Origin of the sequence: Geodermatophilus sp. DF01-2 (assembly GCF_004571065.1) — a bacterium.
Classification (GTDB): Bacteria; Actinomycetota; Actinomycetes; order Mycobacteriales; family Geodermatophilaceae; genus Geodermatophilus.
Map to the genome: position 1 here is coordinate 1 of NZ_SPQN01000065.1, position 24,160 is coordinate 24,160.

Annotated in this window: 24 protein-coding genes; 7 read left to right on the forward strand and 17 right to left on the reverse strand. The window is 74.4% G+C overall.

The window, feature by feature from the left end; genetic code table 11:
• Positions 1-493 precede the first annotated feature (493 nt).
• Positions 494-2,020, forward strand: a complete 1,527-nt coding sequence (locus E4P41_RS15935) for an MFS transporter (protein WP_135142255.1) — start codon at positions 494-496, stop codon at positions 2,018-2,020.
• Positions 2,017-4,647 (forward strand): Na+/H+ antiporter NhaA, encoded by a 2,631-nt coding sequence (gene nhaA / locus E4P41_RS15940; RefSeq protein ID WP_167761112.1) that lies wholly within the window; start codon positions 2,017-2,019, stop codon positions 4,645-4,647. The genes E4P41_RS15935 and nhaA overlap by 4 nt, the downstream gene beginning before the upstream one ends.
• An 87-nt stretch (positions 4,648-4,734) precedes the next feature.
• Here the strand turns inward: nhaA and E4P41_RS15945 are convergent, their stop codons facing one another.
• Entirely contained in the window at positions 4,735-5,520 is a 786-nt protein-coding gene (locus E4P41_RS15945; RefSeq protein ID WP_167761113.1) for an alpha/beta hydrolase, read from the reverse strand.
• A 78-nt stretch (positions 5,521-5,598) separates the two neighbouring features.
• On the reverse strand, positions 5,599-5,907 hold the full coding sequence (locus E4P41_RS15950; RefSeq protein ID WP_135142256.1) for a hypothetical protein: 309 nt from the start codon (positions 5,905-5,907) through the stop codon (positions 5,599-5,601).
• 249 nt (positions 5,908-6,156) lie between these two features.
• Between E4P41_RS15950 and E4P41_RS15955 the strand changes: the two genes are divergently transcribed.
• Entirely contained in the window at positions 6,157-6,456 is a 300-nt protein-coding gene (locus E4P41_RS15955; RefSeq protein ID WP_245177395.1) for a hypothetical protein, read from the forward strand.
• A gap of 50 nt (positions 6,457-6,506) precedes the next feature.
• Here the strand turns inward: E4P41_RS15955 and E4P41_RS15960 are convergent, their stop codons facing one another.
• The 3 genes from E4P41_RS15960 to E4P41_RS23370 all read right to left on the reverse strand — a co-directional run bounded on the left by E4P41_RS15960 (position 6,507) and on the right by E4P41_RS23370 (position 8,599).
• Positions 6,507-7,694: an acyl-CoA dehydrogenase family protein gene (locus tag E4P41_RS15960; protein ID WP_135142257.1), complete on the reverse strand. Its 1,188-nt coding sequence runs from the start codon at positions 7,692-7,694 to the stop codon at positions 6,507-6,509.
• 133 nt (positions 7,695-7,827) lie between these two features.
• Positions 7,828-8,109, reverse strand: a complete 282-nt coding sequence (locus E4P41_RS23365) for an HNH endonuclease signature motif containing protein (RefSeq protein WP_245177396.1) — start codon at positions 8,107-8,109, stop codon at positions 7,828-7,830.
• A 115-nt stretch (positions 8,110-8,224) separates the two neighbouring features.
• Positions 8,225-8,599 (reverse strand): DUF222 domain-containing protein, encoded by a 375-nt coding sequence (locus E4P41_RS23370; protein ID WP_245177397.1) that lies wholly within the window; start codon positions 8,597-8,599, stop codon positions 8,225-8,227.
• 150 nt (positions 8,600-8,749) lie between these two features.
• On the opposite strand from E4P41_RS23370, the gene E4P41_RS15970 reads away from it, so the two are divergent.
• Complete coding sequence (locus E4P41_RS15970; protein WP_135142258.1) at positions 8,750-9,784, forward strand: ion channel; 1,035 nt, start codon at positions 8,750-8,752, stop codon at positions 9,782-9,784.
• A 95-nt stretch (positions 9,785-9,879) separates the two neighbouring features.
• Here E4P41_RS15970 and E4P41_RS15975 read toward each other — a convergent pair whose 3' ends face one another.
• The 3 genes from E4P41_RS15975 to E4P41_RS15980 form a co-directional block, all read right to left on the reverse strand.
• Positions 9,880-10,386, reverse strand: coding sequence for a DUF664 domain-containing protein (locus E4P41_RS15975; RefSeq protein WP_135142259.1), 507 nt, complete (start codon positions 10,384-10,386; stop codon positions 9,880-9,882).
• Between the two features lie 39 nt (positions 10,387-10,425).
• Positions 10,426-10,548, reverse strand: coding sequence for a hypothetical protein (locus E4P41_RS23710; protein WP_280660873.1), 123 nt, complete (start codon positions 10,546-10,548; stop codon positions 10,426-10,428).
• Between the two features lie 565 nt (positions 10,549-11,113).
• Positions 11,114-12,322, reverse strand: a complete 1,209-nt coding sequence (locus E4P41_RS15980) for a serine/threonine-protein kinase (protein WP_135142260.1) — start codon at positions 12,320-12,322, stop codon at positions 11,114-11,116.
• Positions 12,323-12,476: 154 nt separating this feature from the next.
• Here E4P41_RS15980 and E4P41_RS15985 point away from each other — a divergent pair, with 154 nt between their 5' ends.
• Positions 12,477-12,989, forward strand: a complete 513-nt coding sequence (locus tag E4P41_RS15985; protein ID WP_135142261.1) for a universal stress protein — start codon at positions 12,477-12,479, stop codon at positions 12,987-12,989.
• A 9-nt stretch (positions 12,990-12,998) separates the two neighbouring features.
• On the opposite strand, the gene E4P41_RS15990 is transcribed toward E4P41_RS15985, so the two are convergent.
• From E4P41_RS15990 to E4P41_RS16020, 7 genes are all read right to left on the reverse strand, one after another.
• Entirely contained in the window at positions 12,999-13,496 is a 498-nt protein-coding gene (locus E4P41_RS15990) for a DUF2505 domain-containing protein (protein ID WP_135142262.1), read from the reverse strand.
• Positions 13,497-13,730: 234 nt separating this feature from the next.
• On the reverse strand, positions 13,731-14,177 hold the full coding sequence (locus E4P41_RS15995; protein WP_135142263.1) for a hypothetical protein: 447 nt from the start codon (positions 14,175-14,177) through the stop codon (positions 13,731-13,733).
• A gap of 28 nt (positions 14,178-14,205) precedes the next feature.
• Positions 14,206-15,210: an NAD-dependent epimerase/dehydratase family protein gene (locus E4P41_RS16000; RefSeq protein WP_135142264.1), complete on the reverse strand. Its 1,005-nt coding sequence runs from the start codon at positions 15,208-15,210 to the stop codon at positions 14,206-14,208.
• A gap of 10 nt (positions 15,211-15,220) precedes the next feature.
• Complete coding sequence (locus E4P41_RS16005) at positions 15,221-17,800, reverse strand: alpha/beta fold hydrolase (protein ID WP_245177398.1); 2,580 nt, start codon at positions 17,798-17,800, stop codon at positions 15,221-15,223.
• Positions 17,797-18,822, reverse strand: a complete 1,026-nt coding sequence (locus E4P41_RS16010) for a 3-oxoacyl-ACP synthase III (protein WP_135142265.1) — start codon at positions 18,820-18,822, stop codon at positions 17,797-17,799. Before E4P41_RS16010 ends, E4P41_RS16005 begins: the two co-directional genes overlap by 4 nt.
• A gap of 828 nt (positions 18,823-19,650) precedes the next feature.
• Positions 19,651-20,037 carry a PIN domain-containing protein gene (locus tag E4P41_RS16015; protein WP_135142266.1) on the reverse strand — a complete coding sequence of 129 codons (387 nt, stop codon included), beginning with the start codon at positions 20,035-20,037 and terminating at the stop codon, positions 19,651-19,653.
• Positions 20,034-20,327 carry a hypothetical protein gene (locus E4P41_RS16020; protein ID WP_135142267.1) on the reverse strand — a complete coding sequence of 98 codons (294 nt, stop codon included), beginning with the start codon at positions 20,325-20,327 and terminating at the stop codon, positions 20,034-20,036. Before E4P41_RS16020 ends, E4P41_RS16015 begins: the two co-directional genes overlap by 4 nt.
• Positions 20,328-20,639: 312 nt before the next feature.
• Here E4P41_RS16020 and E4P41_RS16025 point away from each other — a divergent pair, with 312 nt between their 5' ends.
• A complete protein-coding gene (locus E4P41_RS16025) occupies positions 20,640-20,846 on the forward strand; it encodes a hypothetical protein (RefSeq protein WP_135142268.1) in 207 nt (68 codons plus the stop codon).
• A gap of 425 nt (positions 20,847-21,271) precedes the next feature.
• On the opposite strand, the gene E4P41_RS16030 is transcribed toward E4P41_RS16025, so the two are convergent.
• Together E4P41_RS16030 and E4P41_RS16040 are read right to left on the reverse strand one after the other, a co-directional pair.
• Positions 21,272-22,510 (reverse strand): DDE-type integrase/transposase/recombinase, encoded by a 1,239-nt coding sequence (locus tag E4P41_RS16030; RefSeq protein WP_209307750.1) that lies wholly within the window; start codon positions 22,508-22,510, stop codon positions 21,272-21,274.
• A gap of 209 nt (positions 22,511-22,719) precedes the next feature.
• A complete protein-coding gene (locus tag E4P41_RS16040) occupies positions 22,720-22,902 on the reverse strand; it encodes a hypothetical protein (protein WP_135142270.1) in 183 nt (60 codons plus the stop codon).
• A 788-nt stretch (positions 22,903-23,690) separates the two neighbouring features.
• Between E4P41_RS16040 and E4P41_RS16045 the strand changes: the two genes are divergently transcribed.
• On the forward strand, positions 23,691-24,160 hold a 470-nt coding region (locus E4P41_RS16045; RefSeq protein ID WP_209307751.1), incomplete at its 3' end, for a transposase domain-containing protein.

The window sequence follows — 24,160 nt, forward strand, 5'->3', positions numbered from 1 at the left end:
CCGTGTCCCGATCGGGAGGTCCTGCGGACCCCCGCGACCGCCCCACACCGCGGCCAGGAGCCGTCCCCGGTCGCCGCTGAGCCCCGCCCGTGTCCCGATCGGGAGGTCCTGCGGACCCCCGCGACCGCCCCACACCGCGGCCAGGAGCCGTCCCCGGTCGCCGCTGAGCCCCGCCCGTGTCCCGATCGGGAGGTCCTGCGGACCCCCGCGACCGGCCCACACCGCGGCCAGGAGCCGTCCCCGGCCGCGGGGAGCCCCACCCGTGTCCCGATCGGGAGGTCCTGCGGACCCCCGCGACCGGCCCACACCGCGGCCAGGCCCACACCGCGGCCAAGAGCCGTCCCGGCTCTCGTTGGCGCCCCGGGGACGACGGCCGCGTCCAGGGAACAAGCGGGCGGCGTCCGAGCTTCTCCCGACACCGGCGCGCGGAGCAGACTCGGGGCGCGCGTCTCCCCACGCCGGAGGCCGGCGAGGCGACGGGCGGGAGGCGACCATGGCCCGAGCGGCGCTGGTACCGGACGGCGGGCTGCGGATGGGCACGCCGCAGGGCCGGTGGGTGCTGCTGGCGACAGTACTGGGCTCCAGCCTGGCGATGCTGGACGCGACCGTGGTGACCGTGGCGCTGGAACGGATCGGCACCGACCTCGACGCCGGCTTCGCGGACCTGCAGTGGACGGTCAACGCCTACACCCTCACGCTGGCCTCGCTGATCCTCATGGGCGGATCCCTGGGCGACCGGTTCGGCCGGCGGCGGGTGTTCGTCGTCGGCACCGTGTGGTTCGCGGCGGCGTCCCTGCTGTGCGGTGTCGCGCCCGACATCGGGACGTTGGTGGCCGCCCGGGCGCTGCAGGGCGTCGGTGGCGCGCTGCTGACCCCGGGCAGCCTGGCGATCATCTCGGCGTCCTTCTCCGGGGTCGACCGGGCCGCCGCCGTCGGCGCGTGGTCGGGCCTGGGCGGGGTGGCCGCCGCCGTCGGGCCGTTCCTGGGCGGCTGGCTGGTGGGCTGGGACTGGCGCCTGGTCTTCCTGGTCAACCTGCCGCTGGCCGCGGTCGTCGTGGTCGTGGCCCTGCGGCACGTCCCGGAGTCGCAGGACCCGGAGGCGGCCCGGCACCTGGACTGGCCGGGGACGGCGCTGGTCGTGGCCGGCCTCGGCGCCCTGACGTACGGGCTGACCGCCGCCGGCGAGCCCGGTCGCGGCCCGGGCGTCTGGGGCTGGGTCGCGGCGGGGCTGGTCGCGCTGGCCGCCTTCGCCGCCGTCCAGCGGCGCTCGCCGGCTCCGCTGGTGCCCCCGGCCCTGTTCGCCTCCCGGCAGTTCACCGCAACCAACGCGGTGACCCTGCTGGTCTACGCGGCGCTCGGCGTGGTCTTCGTGCTGCTGGTGCTGCACCTGCAGGTGGTGGCCGGCTTCGAGCCGCTGCCGGCCGGCACCGCCGTGCTGCCGGTGACCGCGCTGATGCTGCTCTTCTCCGCACGGGTCGGCGCGCTGGCCCAGCGGATCGGCCCCCGACCGCTGCTGACCGCCGGCCCGCTGGTGGTCGCGGCGGGGGTGCTGCTCATGACGCGGATCGGCCCCGGCGCCTCCTACCTGGCCGACGTGCTGCCCGCGACCGCCGTGTTCGGCGCCGGCCTCACCCTGCTGGTGGCGCCGCTGACCGCGACGGTGCTCGACTCCGCGCCCGACCGGTTCGCGGGTGCGGCCTCGGGCGTCAACAACGCCGTGGCCCGCGCCGGCGGGCTGCTCGCCGTCGCGGTGGTGCCGGTCGTCGCCGGGATCGGCGGCACGGACTACACGGACCCGGTGATCTTCGGCGCCGGCTTCCGGACGGCGATGCTCGTCTGCGCCGGCCTGCTGGTCGCCGGGGCGGTGCTGGGCGGGGTCCTCGTCCGGCGTCCGCTGGACACGGCGGAGCCCGGGCGGGAGCGGCGCATCCCGCTGGAGCAGTGCCCGCGCCGCGGCCTCAGCGGGACGCAGGTCCACCCGCGGCAGCCGGCGTCCGAGGCGGGGGAGAAGCGACGGTGAGCGTCGCGGCGAGCGACCAGACCACGCCCGGCGGGCGGGGCGTACTCGCGCGGGTGGCCCCGCTGCGCCGGCGGCTGCGCACCGAGGCCGGCAGCGCCGGGCTGCTGCTCGCGGCCACGGTGGCCGCCCTGCTGTGGGCCAACTCGCCGTTGGGCGACAGCTACGAGGACTTCTGGCACACCGAGCTCTCCGTCCGGTTCGCCGGCGCCGAGCTGGCGCTGGACCTGCAGCACTGGGTCAACGACGGCCTGATGGTGTTCTTCTTCTTCGTCGTCGGGCTGGAGATCAAGCGCGAGCTGGTGATGGGCGAGCTCACCGACCGGCGACGGGCGGCGGTGCCGGCGCTGGCCGCGGTCACCGGCCTGGTGGTACCCGCGCTGATCTACGTGGCGTTCACGCTCGGCGACGAGGCGGCCGCGGCCTGGGGCGTGGTGATCTCCACCGACACCGCCTTCCTGCTGGGGGTGCTGGCACTGGTCGGACCGGCCTGCCCGGCGCAGCTGCGGTTGTTCCTGCTCACGCTGGCGATCGCCGACGACGTCGGGGCGCTCGGCGTGATCGCGCTCTTCTACACCGAGGACCTCGCGCTGGGCCCGCTCGCCCTGGCCGTGCTCGGGCTGGCGCTGATGGTCGGGCTGCGGTACCTCGACGTCTGGCGCGGCCCGGCGTACCTGGTGCTCGGGATCGCGGTGTGGGTCGCGATGTACCTCTCCGGCGTCCACCCGACGCTGGCCGGGGTGGTGATCGCGCTGTTCACGCCGGCCTACCCGGCGCGTCGGGAGGAGGTCGAGGCCGCCGCCCGGCGGGCGCGGGCCTACCAGCAGTCGCCGAACCCGGAGTTCGCCCGCGCGGCGCGGCTGTCCATCGACCGGTCGGTGTCGGCCAGCGAGCGGCTGCAGCAGCTGTGGCAGCCGTGGACCAGCTTCGTCATCGTCCCGGTGTTCGCCCTGGCCAACGCCGGCGTTCCGCTCACCGCCGAGACCCTGCGCACCGCGGCGACCTCGCCGGTCACCCTCGGCGTCGTCGCGGGGCTGGTCCTGGGCAAGTTGATCGGCATCCTGCTGGGCACCGGCCTGGCCGTGCGGCTCCGTCTCGGCGAGCTCGCGCCGGGCCTGACCGGTCTGCAGCTGGCCGGCGGGGCGGCACTGTCGGGCATCGGGTTCACCATCTCGCTGTTCATCGTCGACCTCGCCTTCGACGACGAGCAGGCCGCGGACCAGGCGCGGGTCGGCGTCCTGGCCGCGTCCGTCCTGGGGGCGCTGCTGGGCTGGGGGCTGTTCCGCCTGGCAGACCGCCACCGCCCGCCCGGCACCGGTGCCCGGCCGGTGCTGCTCGACCCGCCGGTCGACGCCGGCCGCGACCACGTCCGCGGGCGGGTCGACGCGCCGCTGACCCTCGTCGAGTACGGCGATTTCGAGTGCCCGTTCTGCGGCCGGGCCACCGGGACGGTGGAGGAGCTGCGGGAGCGGTTCGGCGACCGGCTGCGCTACGTGTTCCGGCACGTGCCACTGGTCGACGTCCACCCGCACGCGCAGCTGGCTGCCGAGGCCGCCGAGGCGGCCGCGGTCCAGGGTCGGTTCTGGGAGATGCACGACCGGTTGTTCGAGGCACAGGACCGGCTGACCGCCCCGGACCTGCTCGACCACGCCGCGGCCGTCGGGCTCGACGTCCCGCGCTTCGCCCGCGACCTGGGCACCGGCCGGTACGCCCGACGGGTGCAGGAGGACGTCGAGTCGGCGGAGGCCGGCGGCGTCACCGGCACCCCGACCTTCTTCGTCGGCGGACGGCGGCACACCGGGCCGTTCGACGCCGAGACCCTCGCCGCCGCGCTGCTCGCCGCCGCGGGCGAGGAGGGCGTGCCGCCGACGGCGGGGAACGCGCCGGTCGGCCCGGTGCTGCCGGCGCTCGGCCCGCGGCGCGGTGAGCGACGGCCGGCGGACGGCGACGCGCCGGCGACCGTGCCCGCCGACCTCCCCGAGACCCCGGACCGGGACGGCGCCTTCCCCCGGCTGACCGAGGCGCAGCTGGCGCTGATCGAGCGGTTCGGGACCCGCCGGCAGTGTGCGCCCGGCGAGATCCTCTTCCACGAGGGCGACCCGGGGTACGCCTTCTCCGTCGTGCTGTCCGGCGCGGTCGCCGTCGTGGAGGACCACGGCCGCACCGACCAGCGGGTGATCTCGGTGCACGGCGACCGCCGGTTCCTCGGCGAGCTCGACCTGTCCAGCGGGCAGCCGGTGTCGCTGACCGCCGTGGTGCTCCGGCCGGCCGAGGTGCTGCGGGCCGACCACGACGCGATGCGGCGGGTGTTCGCCGCCGACCCCGCCCTCGAGGAGCTGGTCCTGCGGGCCTTCCTGCTGCGCCGGTCGATGTTGCTCGAGCTCGCCGCCGACCTGCGCATCGTGGGGCGGCCCGGATCGCCGGACAGCCTGCGGCTGCAGGAGCTCGCCCGCGCCCTCCGGCTGTCGGCGGGCTTCGTCGACCTCGACGCCGGCGGGGACGGCGCCGCGCTGCTGGCCGAGCTCGGGGTGTCCGAGGACGACCTGCCGGTGGTGGTGTGGCGGCGCGGGGAGGTGCTGCGCAACCCGACCGACGACGAGGTCCTCGCCGCGGTGCGGTCGGCCACCTGACCGGGCCGTGCACGTCCGCGGATGTGCGCCGGGCAGAACGCGGATGTGCACGGGTCGGTCGGGCCGTGGGCGGTCCGATCGGGGCGGTCAGCCCGTGGACGGGAACAGCCGTCGCAGGCCGAGGCGCGTCGGTGGGGCGAACGGCCGCCAGCCCCCGCGCGGCTGCGCGAGTCGGTCGGCCACGATCCACAGGACGGCGGGGTCGTGACCCATCCCCAGGTGGCTGGCGTGGACCGCGACGTTCTCGCTGCGTGGGCCCCCCTCCTGCAGGCAGGCCCGCCAGTCGACGACGCCGTCCCACCGGGAGTAGACCGACGTGCTCAGCATCGGCAGCGGCTCGGCCGCCCCGCCCCTGACCGGTGCGATCCGGGCGGTCCCGTGCAGGTGGCGGTAGCGCCGGTAGACCCGGGCGCCCGGTCCGGCGTCGTCCCCGCCGTCCACGAGTGCGAAGGGGGAGCCGAGGGTCACCACCTGTCGGACGTGGTGCGGGGCGCGTTGCGCCAGGCGCCGGGCGAAGATGCCGCCCAGGCTCTGACCGACGATGCTCACCGGCGTCCCGTGCCGGTCGGCGAGCCGCTCGACCAGCCCCGGCAGCGCCTCGACCACCTCCGGCGTGGGCCCGCGGTTGCGGCCCAGCTCCCAACCCACGACCGGGTAGCCGAGCCCTCGCAGCCAGCGCCGTAGCGGCACGGTGGACATGTCGGAGGCCAGGAGGCCGGGAAGCACGAGCACCGGGTGCGAGTCGCCGCGCGGTGCCAGCCGCAGCAGTGGGAACGCGGCCGTGAGAGCACCGGCGCTGACCGTCGCACGGGCCGGCTCGGTGGCTGCCAGCAGCCGGCGGCGCCGGGCGGACGACGGGTCCGGGGAAGGCATGCGACGAGGCTGGCCCGGATGCCGACCCCGCGCCACCCGCCGAACGGTCGGACCGCCGGAGCCTCGGGAGGGGATGGCTCAGTCGGTGCTGGGCGGCAGCAGCCGCGGCATGAACACCTCGTCGATGGGACGCGGGCCCACGTACTGGCGGCAGGTGCACGGCACCCACTGGTGTCCGGACCAGCGGCCCCGCTTGTCGTAGGTGTCGCGCCGCAGCTCGGCGTAGCAGGTGTTGGTCTCGGTGTCGTGCTGGCTGAGCGTGTGGCCGCAGCCGCACAGCGGCGCGGGCGGCGCCGGCGGGGGAGTGGGCCTGCGGCGGCTGAGCCGGCCGCCGAGGAAACCGGTCGCGAGCAGCGCAGCGCCGACCAGCAGGGTGACAGGTTCCACCGACGTGCTCCTCACGATCGCGGCTCCTCGACGGTAGCGCGCGGAGGCGGGGGCCGGTGGCGGTCGGTCGGTCCGCTCGGCCCCCGTGCTGGCCGCGTCCGCCCACCGCGGTCGCGGAGGTGGCCGGCAGCTCGGTGCCACGACGACGTGCTGACCGTCGGTCCGGGCCGTGGCTCGCTCCCGGGGTCGTGGGCAGCCGTGGGGGCTCAGCGCTCGCGCACACGCCTCCCGTCGGCTATCCGACTGCGGATGCGTTTTCCGACGTGTGAGGCCGGGCACACCATGATCGTGCAGTCCTACGCCGTGGGGTTCGCCCGCCCCGACCGCTGGTCCCCGGGCCGGCCGACCGAGCAGGCCCGACCGTGGCACGCCGTCGAGGCGCACCGGCCGCCGACCGAGCTGGACGGCGAGGTGGAGCTCGCCGTCTGCGGCGCGATCGTGCAGGTGTGGGGCTCGCAGGAGTGGCAGCGGGTCGGCGTCGGCCGGAGGGCGTGCCGGGAGTGCCGTGAGCTGACCTCGGTTGGGCGGCCGCTCAGCACGGTCGGGTGAGCGGAGGGGCGGCCGGTTGCTCCGCCCCGTTCCGCTCCGGCCCGGCCCGGTCAGCGGCGCTCGGGTCGTCGTCCGCTGATCGCGGACAGGCCGGTGACCTCCCGGCCCACGATGAGCGCCTGCACCGAGTCGGTGCCCTCGAAGGTGAAGACCGCCTCCATGTCGGCGTGGTGCCGGGCCACGTGGTGGTCCAGCAGGATCCCGTCGCCGCCGAGGATGTCGCGCGCGTCGGCGACGATGGTGCGGGCCTTGGCGGCGTGGTTCATCTTCGCCAGCGAGGCCATCGCGGCGGTCATCCGACCGGCGTCGGCGAGCTTCGACAGCCGCCAGCACATCAGCTGCATCGCGGTGATCTCGGCGAGCATCCGCGCCAGCTTGTCCTGCACCAGCTGGTAGCCGGCGATCGGTGAGCCGAACTGCTCGCGGCGCAGCGCGTGCGCCAGGGCCAGCTCGTAGGAGGCGGTGGCCAGTCCGAGCGCCCGCCAGGCGACGGTATAGCGGGTGCGGTCCAGGACCTGCGAGACGTCCTTGAACGAATGGCAGTTCGCGAGCTTGTTCTCCGCCGGCACCCGGACGTCGGTCAGCGTGATCTCGGCCTGCCACACCGCGCGCAGCGCGGTCTTCCCGGTCATGATCGTGGCCTCGTAGCCGGGCGTGCCCTTGTCGACGACGTAACCGCCGACGGCGCCGTCCTCGCCGCGGGCCCAGATGATGACGTGGTCGGCGATGCTGCCGTTGCCGATCCACTTCTTCTGCCCGTTCAGCACGTGGCTGTCGCCGTCCCGGCGGGCGGAGGTCTCCAGGCCGACCGCGTCGGAACCGTGGCGGGGCTCGGTGAGGCCGAAGGCGCCGATCTTCTCCAACCGCGCCATCGCCGGCAGCCAGCGCTCGCGCTGCTCCTCGTCACCGAGCATGGCGATCGACTGCATGGCCAGGAAGCTGTGGACGCCGTTGAAGGTGCCCACGCTACCGTCGGCGCGGGCCAACTCCGCGGCGACCAGCCCGGCCGAGACGTTGCTCATTCCCGGACAGCCGTAGCCCTCGATGGTGCCGCCGGCGATCCCGATCTCGGCGAGCTTGGGCACCAGCTCGAAGGGGAACTCCGCGCGTTCCCAGTAGTCGTTGATGCGCGGGGTCACCTCCTTGTCGCAGAAGGCGCGTACCCGGTCGCGGATCTCGATCTCCTCCGGCTCGAGGAGATCCTCCAGGTCGTAGAAGTCGGGACTCTGCTCGCTCATGTGCCGACGCTACGGCCGGACCGCTCTCCGCGCCCGTCGTTCTCGCGCCGCCTCCGCGCGCAGGCAGCCGGCCGCCGACCGGTGCCCGTGGTGGGGCGTCGGTCGGCTGCCGGCCGGCGCGGCGGGTGTCGGATCAGGCTGCAGTGACGAGAGGCGGTCCGGTGCGGCGCGGTCCGATGAGGATCTCGGTGCCGTCGGGGCGCCAGGTGCGCCATCGGCCGTCGGGTCGTCGCTCCACCCGGAAGCCGTGATGGACCTTGGTGTGATGGCGCTCGCACAGCAGCGCGGCGTTGTCCAGATCCGTCGTGCCGCCGTCGATCCAGGCGAGGAGGTGGTGGACGGCGCACCACCAGGTGGGGGCTGCGCAGCCGGCGGACACGCAGCCGCCGTCGTGCACCTCCGCGGCGCGGCGCACGGGGGTGGGAACAGCCGCACCGTGCGGCCGTGGTCCAGCGGCATGCCGTCGGGGCCCGTCACGGTCCGGGTGACCTGCCCGTCGCAGGCCAGCCAGCGCGCCGGGGCGGCGGAGATCACCGCGCCGAACCCCATCTCCGCCGGCACCGGGGCCGGTCGTGGGGGTCGGCCAGATCCGCCAGGTCGATCTTCACGATCACCTGCGGCTTGTGCCCGCGCAGGACCGGCAGGGAACCGGAGGCGAGTTGGTTGCCGCACAGCTGCACCAGCGCGTCGGCCTGCTGCTGGGCTCGGGTGCGCTCGTCGCCGGCGGCCCGGCCGGCCTGCACGATCGACTCCAGCGCGGTCTGCAGCTTCTCCCCACCGACCGCGTCCAGGTCGAAGCGGCCGGTGATCGAGCCGTCGGCGTGCTCGACGATGGTCAGCCGCCGTCCCTCGGTCGGGTCGGGCTCCGGGCCGTCGGCGTCCAGCCGGTCGAGGTAGTGGTGCACCGCCTTGGCGGTGTCCGCCTCGGCTGTGGTCGGCCGACGGCGCTCGGGCTCGGGACTCGCTCGCCGTCGTCCTCACCCCACGGTGTAGGGAAGCCGCGCCGGCGTGATCACCTCCGCTACGGTGCCCCGGTCGTCGTCGGGAGGTCGCAGGTGCCGTTCCTGATCGCGCGCCTCGCGCGCCTGCTCCGCGTGCGGCTGCCCGGGTGGCGGATGCCGTTGGCCGTGGCCGTCTTCGTGTTCCTGACCAGCTGGGCCGCCATGGCGCTGGTCGAGCCGGTCGAGACCGGCATCGCCGCGCCCGACACCTACTGGTGGTACTTCGTCGTCACCGCGGCCACCGTGGGGTACGGCGACGTCTTTCCGGCGTCGCTCGGCGGCCGCATCGTCGGCGCGTACGTCATCGTCGGCGGCATCGTCACGCTCACCCTGCTCTTCACGCAGCTGTCCGCCGCGCTGCAGTCGGTGAGAGGCAAGAGACTGAGGGGGTTGGTCGACCTGGACCTCGCCGACCACGTCGTCCTGCTCGGCTACACGCCCGGGCGGACGGCGCGCATCGTCGCCGAGCTGACCGCGGAGGACAGCGCGCAGGTGGTGCTCTGCGCCTGGGACGACGTCCCCGAGGACCCGATGCCCGAGCGGGTCGACGTGCAGTTCGTCCGCGGCGACCTGACCTCTGCGGACGTCATGGCCCGGGCCTGCGTGGCCCGGGCCCGCACCGCGGTCGTCGACGTCGGCGACGACAACGAAGCCCTGGCCGTCGCGCTCGCCGTCACGCACGCCAACCGCGATGTGCATCTCGTCGTGGCGCTGCGCGACCTCGGCCGGCTGGACACGCTGCGCTACGTGCACCCCGCCGTCCAGGCGGTGCAGTGGCACATGCCGTTCCTGCTCACCGAGGAGGCCAACGACCCCGGCATCGCACAGGTCTACAGCGACCTCATGACCAGTGGGGGGCACGGCAACACCTACTCGACCCGCTTGCCGGCCGGCTTTCCGCACCGCACGTTCGGCGACTGCCAGACCTGGTTCGGGCGCACCTTCGGCGCCACCGTGCTGGCGCTGCGCGGCGGTGGCGAGCCCCTCGTGGTCAGCCCCGCCTGGGACACCCCCGTGCCCGAGGGCGCCACGCTGTACTACGTCGCCGGACGCCGGATCGAGCCCGCCCGGCTGCGCGGCGACCGCTGAAGAAGGACCCCCTTGCCCCCCGCCACTCGCAGGCTCGCGGCGGGACCCTGCGAGCGGGCCGTCAGCGCCCGGGACGGGGCCGGCGGGGAGCGGCGTCAGGCACCCAGCAGCCCCCGCACGTAGGCCGCCTGGCCGAGGTGCTGGAAGTCGTCGGAGAGCACGCTGACCAGCCGGACGCCGAGGGTGACCGGCGGGTCCCAGTTGGCGTCGACGACGCGGTCGGGGTCGTCGTCGTCGAGGCCGCGCAGGAACTCCTCCGTCCGGGCGTGCACGGCCTGCGAGTAGCCCAGCAGCAGGTCGGCCGACGGCACCCGGACGGCGTCGACCTCCGCATCGCTCATCCCGTAGCCGGTGGCCGCGTCGTCGACCGGCAGGCCGAAGCGGCCGGCCCAGCCCTCGGCCGTCCACACCTGCTCGGTGCCGGCCACGTCGGCGACGTGGTCGTCCTGCACCCGCAGCAGGTGCCAGGCCAGCCAGCCGATCGGGTTGGCGCCCGGTCCGGGACGGCGCGCGAGGTCGTCGGGGCTCAGCCCTTCGACGGTGCTGGTGAACGTCTCGGCGATCTGCCCGTAGGCGTAGAGGAGGACGTCGCGGCTGCGCATGGATCGACCGCTACCCGCACCGGCGGCCGGATCAACCGATCACTCGTCGTCCGGGTCCTCCGCCGGCTCGCTCTGCGCCTCGAGGTCGGCGGTCTGCTCGGGGGTCTCCATCTCCAGGGCGATGTCGCGGGGCTGGGGCGTCTCGGGGGACGGCGTCGTCATGCCCCGAGCCTGCCGCAGGACGAGCCGAGCCGCCCGCGGTGCCGCACGCCGCCCACTCGCTGCGGAGCCGGCTGTACGTTCGCGCGTCGTGCCAGCGGCCGAAGCGGAACTCGGCCTGGCGGATGGTGCCCTCGTGAGCGAAGCTGGCGGCCTGTAGGGCCCGCTGTTCCGCGGTGTTCGCCGCGTTGGTGACCGCCTCGAGCCGGTTGACGCTCGTCGTCTCGGAGAGGTTGGTCGCAGAGCGGCTGCTGGGCACGGGTGCCGATTCCGCGACGGCGGTGGTCGGGGTGCACGGTCAGCCCGATGCTCCAGGTGCGCGAGTACGGCGGCCTGGCCCAGTTGATCGCCCGCCAGCCCACCGAGGCCAGGCAGGAGCCGTCGCCGCCGGCGGCGACCCAGCCGCTGGCGGCGCGGGTGCCAGGTCGAGGAGGACAGGCAGATCGTCCTCGCGAAGGGGCCGGGAGCGAGGTCCTGGATCCGCACCGGGCCTGCCCGTCGTGGTGTTCCCTCCGCCGCGGGACGCGGTGGGGGTCGCCCCGGACTGCCACCCCGCCCGGAGCGGGTGTCAGGACCAGTCGAGGAGGACGGCGGCGAGGACGACCAGGCCCCCTGCCACGGCGAGCACCACCAGCAGCGCCAGGAGCAGCGGGACGACGACCCAGCGGCGTCGGAACCTGCGCCGGCGCACCCGGTTCTGCGGCTGCGGGGCGGGTGGGGGCGGTGCCGTCCGGCGCTCCCGGACCGCGGCCCGCCGTTCCCTCCGGCGCTCGGCGAGGTGGCGGGCCTGGTCGCGGGCGTCCCGCGCGACCGACCCGAGGGCCGTCGCAGATACGGCCGCCAGTACCCGGAGGTCCGCGGCGTCGATGCGCTCCACCCGGTCGGCCTCGCGTGGCCGGGCCGGTGGCCGCGCGGTCGGGGCCGGCGACCACGGCGCGGCGTCCGCTGCCCGGTCGAGCGCGTCCTGCAGCTGCCGGCGCGCCTGCTCGGCCGTCGTCCGGGCGGCCGGGTCCTTGGTGAGCAGTCCGCGCAGGACCGGCTCGAGCGGGCCGGCGCGGACCGGCGGCGGCGGCTCCTCGCTGACCACCGCCATGAGCGTGGCCATGGGCTCGGCGCGACCGAACGCCTGCCGGCCCTCCACCGCCGTGTACAGCGTGGCGCCGAGCGACCACAGGTCCACCGCCGGGCTCGGCCGCTGGCCGTGCGCGCGCTCGGGGGCCATGTAGGGCGGCGAGCCGATGATGGCGCCGGTCGTGGTGATCGTCGGGTCGCCGGTGGCGGTCGCGATGCCGAAGTCGGTGAGGCAGGCCCGCCCGTCGGGGGCCACCAGCACGTTGGCCGGTTTCACGTCGCGGTGCACGATCCCGGCCTCGTGGGCCGCGGCCAGGCCGGCGAGCACGTCGAGCCCGATGCGGGCGACGGCCGGCCACGGCAGTGGACCCTGGGAGTCGACGACCTGCTGGAGGCTGCACGACTCCACGTGCTCCATCACCAGCCAGGGCCGCCCGTCCTCCTCGACCACGTCGTAGACCGAGGTGACCGACGGATGGTCGAGCCGGGCGGCGGTGCGCGCCTCGCGCATCGTGCGCTCCCGCAGCACCCGGCGCTCCTCGTCGGAGAGGTGCAGCGCGAAGGTGACCTCCTTGACCGCCACCGGCCGTTCCAGCCGCAGGTCGGTGGCCGACCAGACGACGCCCATCCCGCCCCGGCCCAGGACCTCGCCGAGCGCGTAGCGCCCGGCGAGCAGGCGCTCGGCGTGCGCCGACTCCGCGGTCATGCGCGGACGGTACGCCCGGGGAGGGGCCGACGCGGGGCGTGCGCGCGCGGGACGGAGGACCCTGTCGCCGGAGGGCCCCGCGGTGCATCCTCGGGGGGGGGTGCCGGCCGTCCGCGGGCGCCGGGACCCGGCGAGCGGCGCCGAGGAGGCCGTCATGACCGAGCAGGCCGGCGGGGCGCGGGTCGTCGTCGGGGTGGACGGGTCGAGCGGGGCCCGGGCGGCGCTGCGGTTCGCGCTGGAGGACGCCGTCCGCCGTGGCGTCCCGGTGGACGTCCTCACCGCCTACCGGCCGCCGGAGATCTGGCTGGACTTCTACGCGGTCGGCGACGTCGACCTCGACCGCGCCGAACGCGCCGCGGCCGAGCAGGCGGAGGCGTTCGTCGCCGAGGTGCTGCGCGAGGGGCCGCAGCCGGCGCCGGAGGTCCGGGTGCGGGCGGTCCTGGGGACGGCGGCCGACGTGCTGGTCCGCGAGTCGGCCGGCGCTGACCTGCTGGTGGTGGGCAGCCGCGGACACGGCGGATTCTCCAGCATGCTGCTCGGCTCGGTCGGCATGCAGTGCGTCCTGCACGCGACCTGCCCGGTCACCGTCGTCCACTCGCCGGAGGCCCACCGCGACCGGTGGCTGCACCACGAGCGCGCCCGTCGCGGCCGCACGACCGTGGGGTGACGCGGCTCGTCAGTCGGGGGAGCCGAGCCAGCGACGCAGCACGTCGTCCTCCCGACGGAGCACGACCATCGCCAGCTCGCGGACGGCGGCCTCGGCCTGCCGCCCGACCATCGGCGCGTCGACCTCCGCCTCCGCGGTCACCGTCGAGCGGGTGCCGCCACCGGCCGCTCGCAGCCGGCGCTCGCCGCGCACGGCCGCCCTCCGCCCGAGGACCCGTCCCTCGACCTGCAGGACGCCGCGGTGCCCGCCGCCGTCCGCCGTCCAGGAGCGCCGGTCCACGACCGCGACCTCGCGCCCGACGAAGCGGGTGAACACCGCCGGAATCCCCGCCGTGGGGACGACGAGCCGCAGCGTGGTCCGGGGGCCGTCGTCGGCCGCGCCGGTCTCCACCGACTCGAGCCGCGCACCGAGGGCCTGTGCGTAGTCGCGCAGGAACGCCTCGTCGGTGAGGACGGCGAGGACGTCGTCCGGACCGGCGGGGAACGTGGCGGTGTGGTCGATGGGCACGCGTCATCCTGCGACGCGCCGTGCTGCCGCGCCCGTCGGAGCAGCACGCTCTCAGCAGGAGGACGAGCAGGACGGCCGTCAGCCGAGACGACGACCGCGGTCACCAGCGCGGCCGATGGCGAGCACCGGGGTGAGTGTGACCCGGGGCCCGCCCTGTCGCCGCCACGGTCGCCGGCGCGGACGCCATGTCCTCCCCGGCCGACCTGGGTCCGACGAGCGTCCGGGTCCGCGGCGTCAGCCGGGGGCGACGGCGGCGAGGGTGGCGTCCTCCGGCGTCCACGGCTCGATCCGCGGGACGTCGAGGGCCCGCTCGTCCGCCTGCGTCCGGTCGGTCCGGAAGTCGACGTAGCGCCTGCCCAGCAGCCGGCGGCGGGCGGTCCACGACCCGCGGCGCAGGTGCTCGGCGGCGAGGTCCTCCTGGTCGACCGGGCCGCGGCGGAGCAGCTCGGTCAGGGACGGCGCTCCCTCGGTGAGCAGCCGGTCGGCGGGAGCGAAGCCGGTGGGCGCGTCGTCGAACTCGACGGCGTCCTCGGTCTCCCGGACGCGACCGTGCAGCGCGAGGTCGGCCAGCAGGGTGCCGCGCACCGCCGGCGCCGTCACCAGGTCGTCGGTCAGTCGTCCCCCGTCGAGGGCCAGGGCGGCCAGCCGCATCGACAGCGACCCGTCCCGGTCGTCGTCCACCCGGCGCATCCTGCCCGTGCGCGGGGCCTCAGCGCGACGTCCGGACCATTCCACGCGGCGGTGGTCCGGCGGCCGCGTACCAGGCAGCCAGGCGGGAGAACCCGTCATCGAGGCCCACCCGAGGCCGCCACCGCAGCGCGGTGCGCGTCCGTCGCTGGTCGAACCAGTGGGCGGTCGCCAGTTGCTCGGCCAGGAACCGGGTGAGCGGGGGCACCGAGCGTCGCCGCGTCACCGCCCAGATCCCTTCCATCGCGGCACCGGCGACGTACGCCGCGCCGAACGGCACCCGGCCACGGGGCCCCGGAACCCCTGCCGCCCGGCACAGCCGGGCGAGGACCTCGGCGACCGGGCGCGGTTCCCCGTTCGAGACGACCAGGGCCTCGCCGTGCACCGGTCCGCAGGCGTCCACGGCGGCGACCAGGGCTGCTGCGGCGTTGTCGACGTAGGTCGTGTCGATCAGCGCCGTGCCCGAGCCGACGACGGGCAACCGCCCGGCCCGTGCCCGCTCGACGATGCGGGCGACGAGCTGGGGATCGCCGGGTCCCCACACGAGGTGGGGACGGAGGGCCAGCACGGCCAGGGAGGTGGAGTCCGCGGCCAGCGCGTCCAGCTCGGCCACGGCCTTGGAGCGGGAGTACCGGCCACGGGCGGACGCCGGGTCGGCCGGTTCCGCACCCACCCCTACCAGCGCCGTCCCGGCGTGCGCGACCGAGGGCGACGAGACGTGCACCAGTCGGCCGACGTCCTCGGCTCGGCAGGCGTCGAGGACGGTGCGGGTCCCGTCGATGTTGGCGTGCGCGTACTCGGTCCACTGGCCGGTGACGTCGACCTTCGCGGCCAGGTGCAGCACGGCGTCCTGACCCCGGGCGGCCCGCCGCACGACGGACGGGTCGGCGACGTCGCCCAGCACCTCACGGCAGGGAAGACCGGCGGGACGACGCTGCAGCACGGTCACCTCGTCGCCGCGGGCGAGCAGCCCCTCGGCGGTGGCCCGCCCGAGCATGCCGCTCGCCCCGGTGACCAGCAGCCTCATGACCGGACCCTCATGAGCGGCCGGCCGGCGGCCGCGCGCCGGCCAGCAGCCGCGCGGCCCGGCGGGCGACCTCGCTGCGGTCCACCTTCGACTGGTGCCGGATGTCCACGGGCAGGCGGGCGGCCACGAGCACCGCGGCGACGTCGACGCCCGCGGCCGTCCGCACCGCGTCGGCCAGGTCGGCGTCCGCCAGGCCCGGGCGGGTGCGGCGACGTCGCGGCGGTGCCGGGTCGCCGCCGGAGCGCACGACGACCACGACGACGACCTGCGCCCCGGCCGGGCCGACACCGACGGCCGCGGCGGCCGACACGCCCGGGAGCCGCTCCACCCGCTGCTCGATGCCGACGGGGGTGACGGCTCCGGAGGCGGTGGTCACGACGTGCTGCAGTCGGCCCTCGATCCAGAGCCGCCCGTCGGCGTCCAGGTGCCCGACGTCCCCGGTGCGGTGCCAGCCGGGGTTTCGGGACGCTGAGCGCTCGAGCGCCCACAGCGCGTCGTAGCGGTCCTTGACGTGCGCGGCCCGCACGCACACCTCTCCGGTGATGCGCGGGGAGTCGGTGAGCGGGCCGTCGGCCGTGCCGGCGGGGGAGAGGGGGCTGATCCGGACGTCGACGCCGGTCAGCGGCCGGCCGACGCATACGCCGTCCCCGTCGCCGGCGGCCTCGATCTCGGCCAGCGACACGTCGGTGACGGGGAGGACCTCGGTCATCCCGTAGGGGGTGTGCGCGTCGGCGGCGGGAAGGACCTCCCGGAGCGAGCGCAGCAGGGACGCGGGGACGGGCGCGCCGGCGGACATGAGCAGCCGGATGCGTGCCAGGGCAGCCCGCTGCGCCGCCGAGAGGTCCGGCGCGGTGGCCGCGACGCGCCGCAGCGCCGCGGGGGAGGCGAAGACGACCGTGGCGTCGACGGCGGCCGCGGCGTCGGCCAGTGCCGCCGCGGTCAGCGATCCGGGCGCGGTCACGTCGACGTCGGGGACCGCCGACCCGATGCCGAGCGCCGGCCCGAGGATGGCGAACGGCGCGAACGCCGCCACCAGCCGGTCGGTGTCGGTGAGGTCGTAGGTGGCCCGGACGAGGTCCAGTTGGGCGGCGGCCTGACGGTGGGTGTAGACGACGCCCTTGGCCGGGCCGGTGGCCCCGGAGGTGAAGAGGACGGCGCAGTCGGCGTCCACCGGGGGCTCGACCGGCGCCGGCGCGGCCCGGCCGAGGACCTCCAGCTCGTCGAGCGAGTGAGCGGCGCCCAGGGCGCGCAGTGCGGCCCGGCCCGGCCGCCCGGCGGCGATCCGGGAACCGGGCAGGCCCATGAGGCGCGCCGCGGCCAGCCCCTGGGAACTGCCGACGACGGAGTCGACCGCCGCGCTGCGCAGCGCCCGGCGCATCCCGGCGAAGCCGAGGCCCTTGTCCGCGACGACGACCACGGCACCGGCGCGCCACACGGCGTAGATCGCGGCGGTGAGGTCGGCCGAGGGCTCCACGAGCAGCGCGACGCGGTGCCCCGGCCGGACCCCGGACGCCGCCAGCCCGGCGGCCAGGTCCGCGACCCGCCGGGCCAGCCGGGACCAGCTCACCGTCGCGCCGCCGACCTCGACGACCGCGGGCGTGTCGTCGTCCGACCGCTCCTGCAGGGCCGTCCACAGCCGGCGTCCGGTGGTCCCGGGAGGTGCCGGCCGTGCCCTTGCCGGATCGTTCCCGGCGTCGAGGTCGGCCACCCACTGCGCGACGGCGTCGGCGTACCGGGGGGCGTCCTCCGGCAGCAGGTGCGAGGCCCCCTCGTAGCGGTGCAGCCGGGCCTGCGGCATCCGGCTCCGCAGGTCGGTCAGGTATCGGTCGCCGAAGACCGGGTCGCGGGGGCCCCACAGCAGCAGCGCCGGGACGTCGAGGGTGCGGATGCCCTCGGCGATCGCCTCCTGCACCGGGCGGGACGGGTGGCCGGGGGCGAAGGGGATGTCGGCGACGAAGTCGCCGACCGAGCGCCGTCGCGCCGCCGACCGGTAGGGGGCGGCGAAGGCACGCCGGACGTCGGCGGGCAGCGCCGGCCGGGACAGCGCCGTCGTCGCCCGGACGAACACCGGGGTGCCGACGGTGACCGCCGCGCGGACACCGGGCGCGGAGGCCAGCCGGATGAGCGCCGGGCCGGAGTCGCCCTCCGGCATGGCGACGGCGGTGTTGGCCAGGACGACGCCGCGCAGCTGCTCCCGGTGCTCCAGCGCCCAGCCGAGGGAGATCACGCCGCCCCAGTCGTGGCCCACCGTGACCACCGGGCCGGGAATGCCGAGCGCCGCCGTCAGGTCGCCGAGGTCGGCCACCCGCTGGCGCAGCGACCGCGGCTCGGCCAGCCGGTCGGACCAGCCCATGCCGAGTTGGTCGGGCGCGACGACCCGCCAGCCGGGCGGCGCGGCCGCCAGCAGCCGGCGCCACAGGTAGGACCAGGTGGGGTTGCCGTGGACGCACAGCAACGTGCCGACCGGGTCCGCGACCCCGTTGTCGAGGACGTGCCAGCAGTGCTCGACGCCGGCGGAGTCGGCCACGGTGACCGAGCGGGACCAGGCGGCGTCCAGACCCGGGAGGGCAGCCGGAGAGTCGGCCCTCACCAGGCGATCTCGAGGCAGGAGGCGTTCAGGCCCGAGCCGATGCCCATGAGCAGCACGCGGTCGCCGTCGACGAGGGAGTCCTGCCGGTCGGCGAGGGTGAAGGGGACCGACGCCGGGCCCAGGTTGCCGCGGGTCGGGAAGGTCGTCGGCACCAGCGCCGGGTCGATCGAGAACCGGTCGCACATGGCCTGGGTGTGCACCTTGGAGACCTGGTGGACGATGTAGCGGTCCATGCCCGTGGCCCAGTCGAACTCCTGCCCGGCATCCGCCCAGAGGTCCTCGGACAGGCTCAGCCCGGCGTCGAGCAGGCCCTTGAGGTCGGTCCGCATGAGGTCGTTGTCGCCGACGCACAGCTCGTGGTGCTCGCTGCCCGACCGGCTGGCCGACCCGATGAGACGGTGCCCCTCCGGGTGCTCGTCGGCGCGCCCCAGCACCATGGCGGCGGCGCCCGACCCGAGCGTGAGCGTCGCGAACTGCGCCAGCACGTCCCGGGACACGGTGTCCGGGCCGTTGAGCCGATCGATGGTGCGCTCCTGGACCGGCCGGGAGTCCTCGCCGTTGACGATCAGGGCGTACTCGACCATCCCGGAGTCGATCATGGCGGCCGCCAACTCCATGCCGTTGACGAAACCGAGGCAGGCGTTGGTCACGTCGAAGTTCTGGCAGGAGCGGGGCAGACCGAGCGCGTGGTGCACCGCGACCGCGGTCGAAGGCTCCAGGTACCTCCGGCTCACCGAGGTGTTCACCATCAGCCCGATGGACGCCGGGTCGACGCCGCTCTCGCTGATGGCCTTCGCGCCGGCCATGGCGGCGCCGTCGACGAAGGTGACGCCGTCGGCCCACCAGCGCCGCTCCTTGATGCCGGCCAGGCGCTCGAGCAGACCGGGCCGCAGCCCCACCCGCCGGTAGGTGTCGCCGAGCGCCTCGTCGAATGCGTCGGACGTGATCACCCGGGTGGCGTCGGCCGTCTGCACGGCCAGGACGGCCGTGTTGGCGAACCGGTGTGTGGCGTTACCGCTCATCTGCTCGTCTCAGTCCTCGGAGGGGAGTCGTCTCATCATGCTGGGGTGCGGTCGCCCGCCGCCGGGCAGACCTGTACCCGAGCTCTGCCCTCCGTACCCCGGAGCGAGGCCGGACCGACGCTCAGGAGTGGACGGGCGGCCGAGGTGATCACTCGGACCGCGTGGACGCACGCCGCCCGGGGGAGCGACAGTTGCAGGAGCGCGTCCCGCAGGCGGGCGCTACACCGTGGTGTCCCAGCGGGGGCGGCAACAGTCCGGACCGAACCCGCCGACCGGGCGTCGTCCTTGCCGGCCAGCAGCACAGACGCGGCCGAGGACGCGCCAGGGTCACGAAGGCACGGGGTGGGGCGGCTGGGGCTCGAACCCACGACCCAGGAATTCCGAGCATTTCTCGCCGGAACGCTGTGCTGACCTGCGTGAACGCAGGTCGCTTCGGAGCGTGCAACTCTCAGTACCCGGCTGTATCGCGCCCAGGAGATCACCTGTCTCTCCGCCTGCTGCGGTAGGTAGTGCCTGCCCGCATCGTGACGGCGCGCTGTGGGGCCCGAGGACCGCGCTGCTTCGGCTCCGCCTCGACAGAGACCGGCGTGGGGACTGCTCCGAGGCATGCTGGCGCGGTGACCATGGCCGGTCGCATCCCCCATGCGCGGATGCACGGGAGCACGCAGCCCCGGCGACATGGTTCCGACCAGCGGTCCACCGGGGCTTTCCGCCCAACGGTACGCCAGGGTGGGCATCTGCCACGACGTCGGCGAGAGCGACTCTCGCGACACCTCGGACGCCGGCAACGCGCTCGCCACCGCCGGACGACCAACCGTTGAGGAGACCTCAGTGACCGATGGGCACGATGGTGATCGCGCGGGTGATGTGATCGGCGAGGTGTTCCAGGTCGTCGATGTCACTGGTGTAGACGTCATCGCCGCGACGCCTGGCGGTTGCGATGACGACGGCATCGACGACGTCGGAGGTTCCGGCACGGCCGCACAGCTCGCCAGCCCGTCGGGCCACGTCGTCACCGAGTGGGTCGGGTCGGCAGTTGTGGAGGGCTTGGGCCAGCCGGGCTTGGCGACGACCATCGCGCCATGCCTGAGCGGTCACGATCGTGGGCACGATTGGGACCTCTCCGCGGTCGACCAGCCGTCGGAGCACCGTCCAGGCTTCTCGCTCGTTGCGGTCCAGCGCGATGAGCATGCCGGTATCGAAGGTGGCGCTCACGAGGCGGCTTGGTGACTCGGGTCCGTCATCTGCGACCGGGACCGTCGCGTGGCGGCGGTACGGCGCGCGGCCGCCACCTTGTTCTCGAGGGCGTCGAGCTCGGCGGTGCTGATCGCGCCATGCTCGGCTTCCCAGTCGTTGACCAGCTGCCGGAGGGCTTTGAGGCGTAGGCGGTCGGCGGCGGCATCGGCGAGCCAGCTGGAAAGGGTGAGCCCCTCAGCCTCGGCGTCAGCGCGGGCGTCGGCAAGTAGGGCGTCGTCCATCGATGCGGAGAACTTCTCGGCAGCCACGCCTCCACCTTACTACCCGAGTAGTAACAAGAGGTGGTCGACAGCATCCCAGGTGAGCAGATGCACGGGAACGCAGCCCCGGCGACATGGTCTCGACCGGCGGTCCATCGCGGCTTTCGGCGCAATCGAACGCCGGAGTGGAGATCTGCCACGATGCTGGCGAGTTCATCACTCGAGACGCCTCGGAGAGCGGCACTACCAGCGGGCGAACCACGCGCCTGCGCTGGGTCAGAGATACCTCATCGCCGCACTACCGACTCGTGCGGGAGCGCTCGGCCACTCAGCGCATGTTCGGGTCCGGCGGTCGTCCCCGTGGAGCGTTCCGACGGTCAGCGCCCACAGGCCCAGGGCAGCGAGTTCGGCTTCGAGCGCCGCTTCTACGGCGGCGATGCTGGCCGTACTCCTGCTCGCCGAGCGAGCGGTGCGCTCGGCCATGATCTGCGCCGTCGACGTCTCGTCGGCGTCCCGGGCGCGGCCGACAGAGTCGACGAGCACGTCCAGGTCGGCGACCGCCGTTGACCGAGACGTTGATCTTGGCGATGCCGGTCGTGTTGCATCGCTCCGAGCGCTGTGGGGATCGAGTATCCGCCCATTGCCTGGTGGTGGGGCGGGTGGGGCTCGAACCCACGACCCAGGGATTATGAGGTATCTTCGGGCCCTTCGCCGACCTGCATGATCATCGGTAATTTGCTCTCTGGCCTGCGGTTTCATGGTTGACGGCCGATGGCCGTCGATGGTCCGAAACGGCCCTTTTGTGGGCACCGTGTGGGCACGGTGTGGGCACGGCGGGTACACGTACCAGGCAGGGGTATCCCGGCTTAGGCATGGCGTCGGGAGCGGTCGGGTCGCTCCGGCGGTGTGCTGCCTGCGGGGCCGTAGTGCCTCACGTCAAGATGCCCGCAAAATCTGATCGGTGCCTCAGTTAGGAATGCCCGCGAGGCGGGTCAGCTCGCGTCGCGGAGTTTGACGCCGCGGGCGGTGTCGGGCAGCGGCTTGTCGAGGGAGGTCTGCAGGGCCAGGGTCGCCTCGCGGGCCAGCCCGGTGAGCCGGTCCTGGAGCGAGGTGATCCGGCGGGCGAGGTCGGCGGGGTTGAGCGCGTCCCGGCGGGCGGTCAGCTCGGCTTCCTGCGCGGGTGAGAGCACGCCGGCGGCCATCAGCCAGTCGAACGGGGTCCGTGGCTGGTCGTAGACGCGCTTGCGGCGACCGGCCGTGTCGGTCGCCCACCCGACCGGCTTCTTGGTCGGGGTGAAGTAGTTCAGCCGGTCGTTGACCAGCGGCCACAGCTGGTTGAGCAGCGCCAGCGCCTCGGGGGTGTCGTAGCGCCAGTAGAAGGCGTAGCGGCGCACCAGGTGGTTGTTCTTCGACTCGATCGTGGCCTGGTCGTTCTTCTTGTACGGGCGGTCCCGGGTGAAGAAGATCTTCCGCTGCGCCGCCCAGCCGATCACGTCGTGGTTGATGAACTCGCTGCCGTTGTCGAAGTCCAGACCGGTGATCTCGAACGGGAGGCCCTCGACGGCATGGTCGAGCGCGGCCAGGACGTGCACGTGCGCGTTGTTGCGCATCGACCGGGTGAACACCCACCCGGTGCGCATGTCGGTCAGGTTCACCGTCCGGGCGAACTCGCCCTTCAGCGTCGGCCCGCAGTGGGCGACCGTGTCGCCCTCGAAGAACCCCGGCGTGTCCTCGACCTCGTCCCCGGCCTTGCGGATCTTGATCGAGGTGCGCAGCAACGGCGAGGGCTTGGTGGTGGACTTGCCCCGCAGCGGATCTCTCGCCCGCGCCGGGGCGAGGTACCGGTCGATCGTGGCCGGGCTCATCGCCAGCAGCTCGTCTCGGACCTCCGGCGAGTAGCGGGCCTTGCCCGCCACCAGCTCGCCGTGCCGCTCGAGGGCGTCCAGCAGCACCGGCATCGAGGCGGCCAGGTACTTGCCGCACTCGCCGCCGGAGAAGGCCCACACCCGCTGCAGCACCTTCAGCGCGTCCAGCGAGTACTTCCGCGGCCGGTGCCGCCGCCGCGGCGTCGCCGGGCGCGGCTTCGCCGCCGTCACCAGCCTGCGACGGGCGTTGTCCCGCGACCAGCCGGTGACGGCCACCACCTCGTCGAGCAGCCGGCCCTTGTCCTTCTTCGCCGCGCCCCGGTACGCCCGCGCGTACTTCGCGGTGATCTCCGCCCGCGACGCCATCGACAACCCACTCCCCATGCCCGGGGCGTCGGCACGCGGGCATTCTTACGTGAGGCACCACGCCCGTTTCGCGGGCACTTCTGGTGAGTCTCGTCGGGGGCTTGGCGGCCGTGTCGGGAACGCCTACACTGAGCTTTGCCTGTCGCGCTGAGCTTCAGGAAGTGAGCCCGGCTCCTCTCCGGACGGTGAGCGGCCGGGCTTCGCGCTGTCTACGGCGCCGACACGTCCTCGGCCGCGGTGATGTCCGCGATGCGCGCTCGCCAGGCACCTCCGGCGGAATGGCTCCAGGCCGAGGCGTCGGCGACCCACAGAAGCGGGTCGCCGTGCGGCGGCAGATGCACGTAGCGAAACGGTTGTGGTCGGTCGAGGCGGCGGAGTTCCTCGACGAGCACCTGTACGGTCGCGTTGGTCGCGCCCTTGGCGCGACTCGATGATCAGTCGCTGCACTCCACGGTCGAGAAGCGGGCTGACCATGCGACGGAAGCTCTCGGCGCGGACGTCTGTGTCGCGGCCCTTGCCGAAGAAGGCCAGCGCCGACAGCTGGCCGCTGCCTGCTACTGCGTCGAGAATCTGCCGGCGGCGGCTGTCGCGCTCGGTCACAAAGTGCCACCGCCGCTGCCCGGGCAGGCAGAACGACCAAACGAGCCGGCGTAGCCCGTCTACGTCTACGTCTCCGTCCGCGACGACCGCGACGCACACGTGGTAGTTGGACCCACGGGCCGACTCATCGACGAATGCCTGCGCGGTCAACCGGCTGCCAGGCGGGCCCGCTCGACTTCCCCTCTGTGATGCCAGGCTCCAGGCGGGATCGGCTCCCTCAGCTGCTGCACGAGCAGCATTCTGGACGACCGGCGAAAGAACGGAGCCCGGGCGTGCGCGAGGAATAGCCTCATGAGCGAGGAGCTGTCGGGAGGCGGGGCCTGCACGTGCCCGCCAATGACGGCGGTTCACCGCTGATCCGCACAAGCGAGTACATCGCGAACTCGTGCGGGTGCGGGTGCGGGCGCAGGCGGATCGGGTCGATCTCGAACTCCCGTGTACTCGATCCACGTCTCGATCAGGTCCAATGCCACGTAGCTTAAGTTGATCATGTTTGGTTGGGTGTCGTGGCGGTCTCGGCGTGGCGGTCCGAGCTCGTTGAGGTTGGGTGTCACGGTCGGTCATGGGCGAGGCTGTGGCGGTGCGACCGGATCAGGTGTCGCTGGGGGTGTTGGTCTCGGCGGTGCCGCGGGACGCGGTTAACGCCGCGGCAGCCGCGTGCGGAGTCGCCGATCGGCGGTCGGGCGGGAAGCTGCCGGCGCACGTGATCGCGTACCTGACGATGGGGTTGTGCCTGTTCGTCGAGGATGACTACGAAGAGGTGGCGACCAAGGTCACCGGATCGTTGTCGGCGTGGGGCTGCTGGGACGCCGGCTGGTCGGTGCCGACCGCCTCGGGGATCACCCAGGCCCGCAAGCGGCTGGGACCGAAGGTGTTGGCCGAGGTGTTCGAGTCCGTCGCCGGCCCGGTCGCCGAACGGTCCACGCGGGGGGCGTGGCTGCGGGCGTGGCGGCTGACCGCGATCGACGGGTTCGACATCGACGTGCCCGACACCCCGGACAACGCCGAGCAGTTTGACTACGCCGGCTCCGGGGACAACCGCTCGGCGTT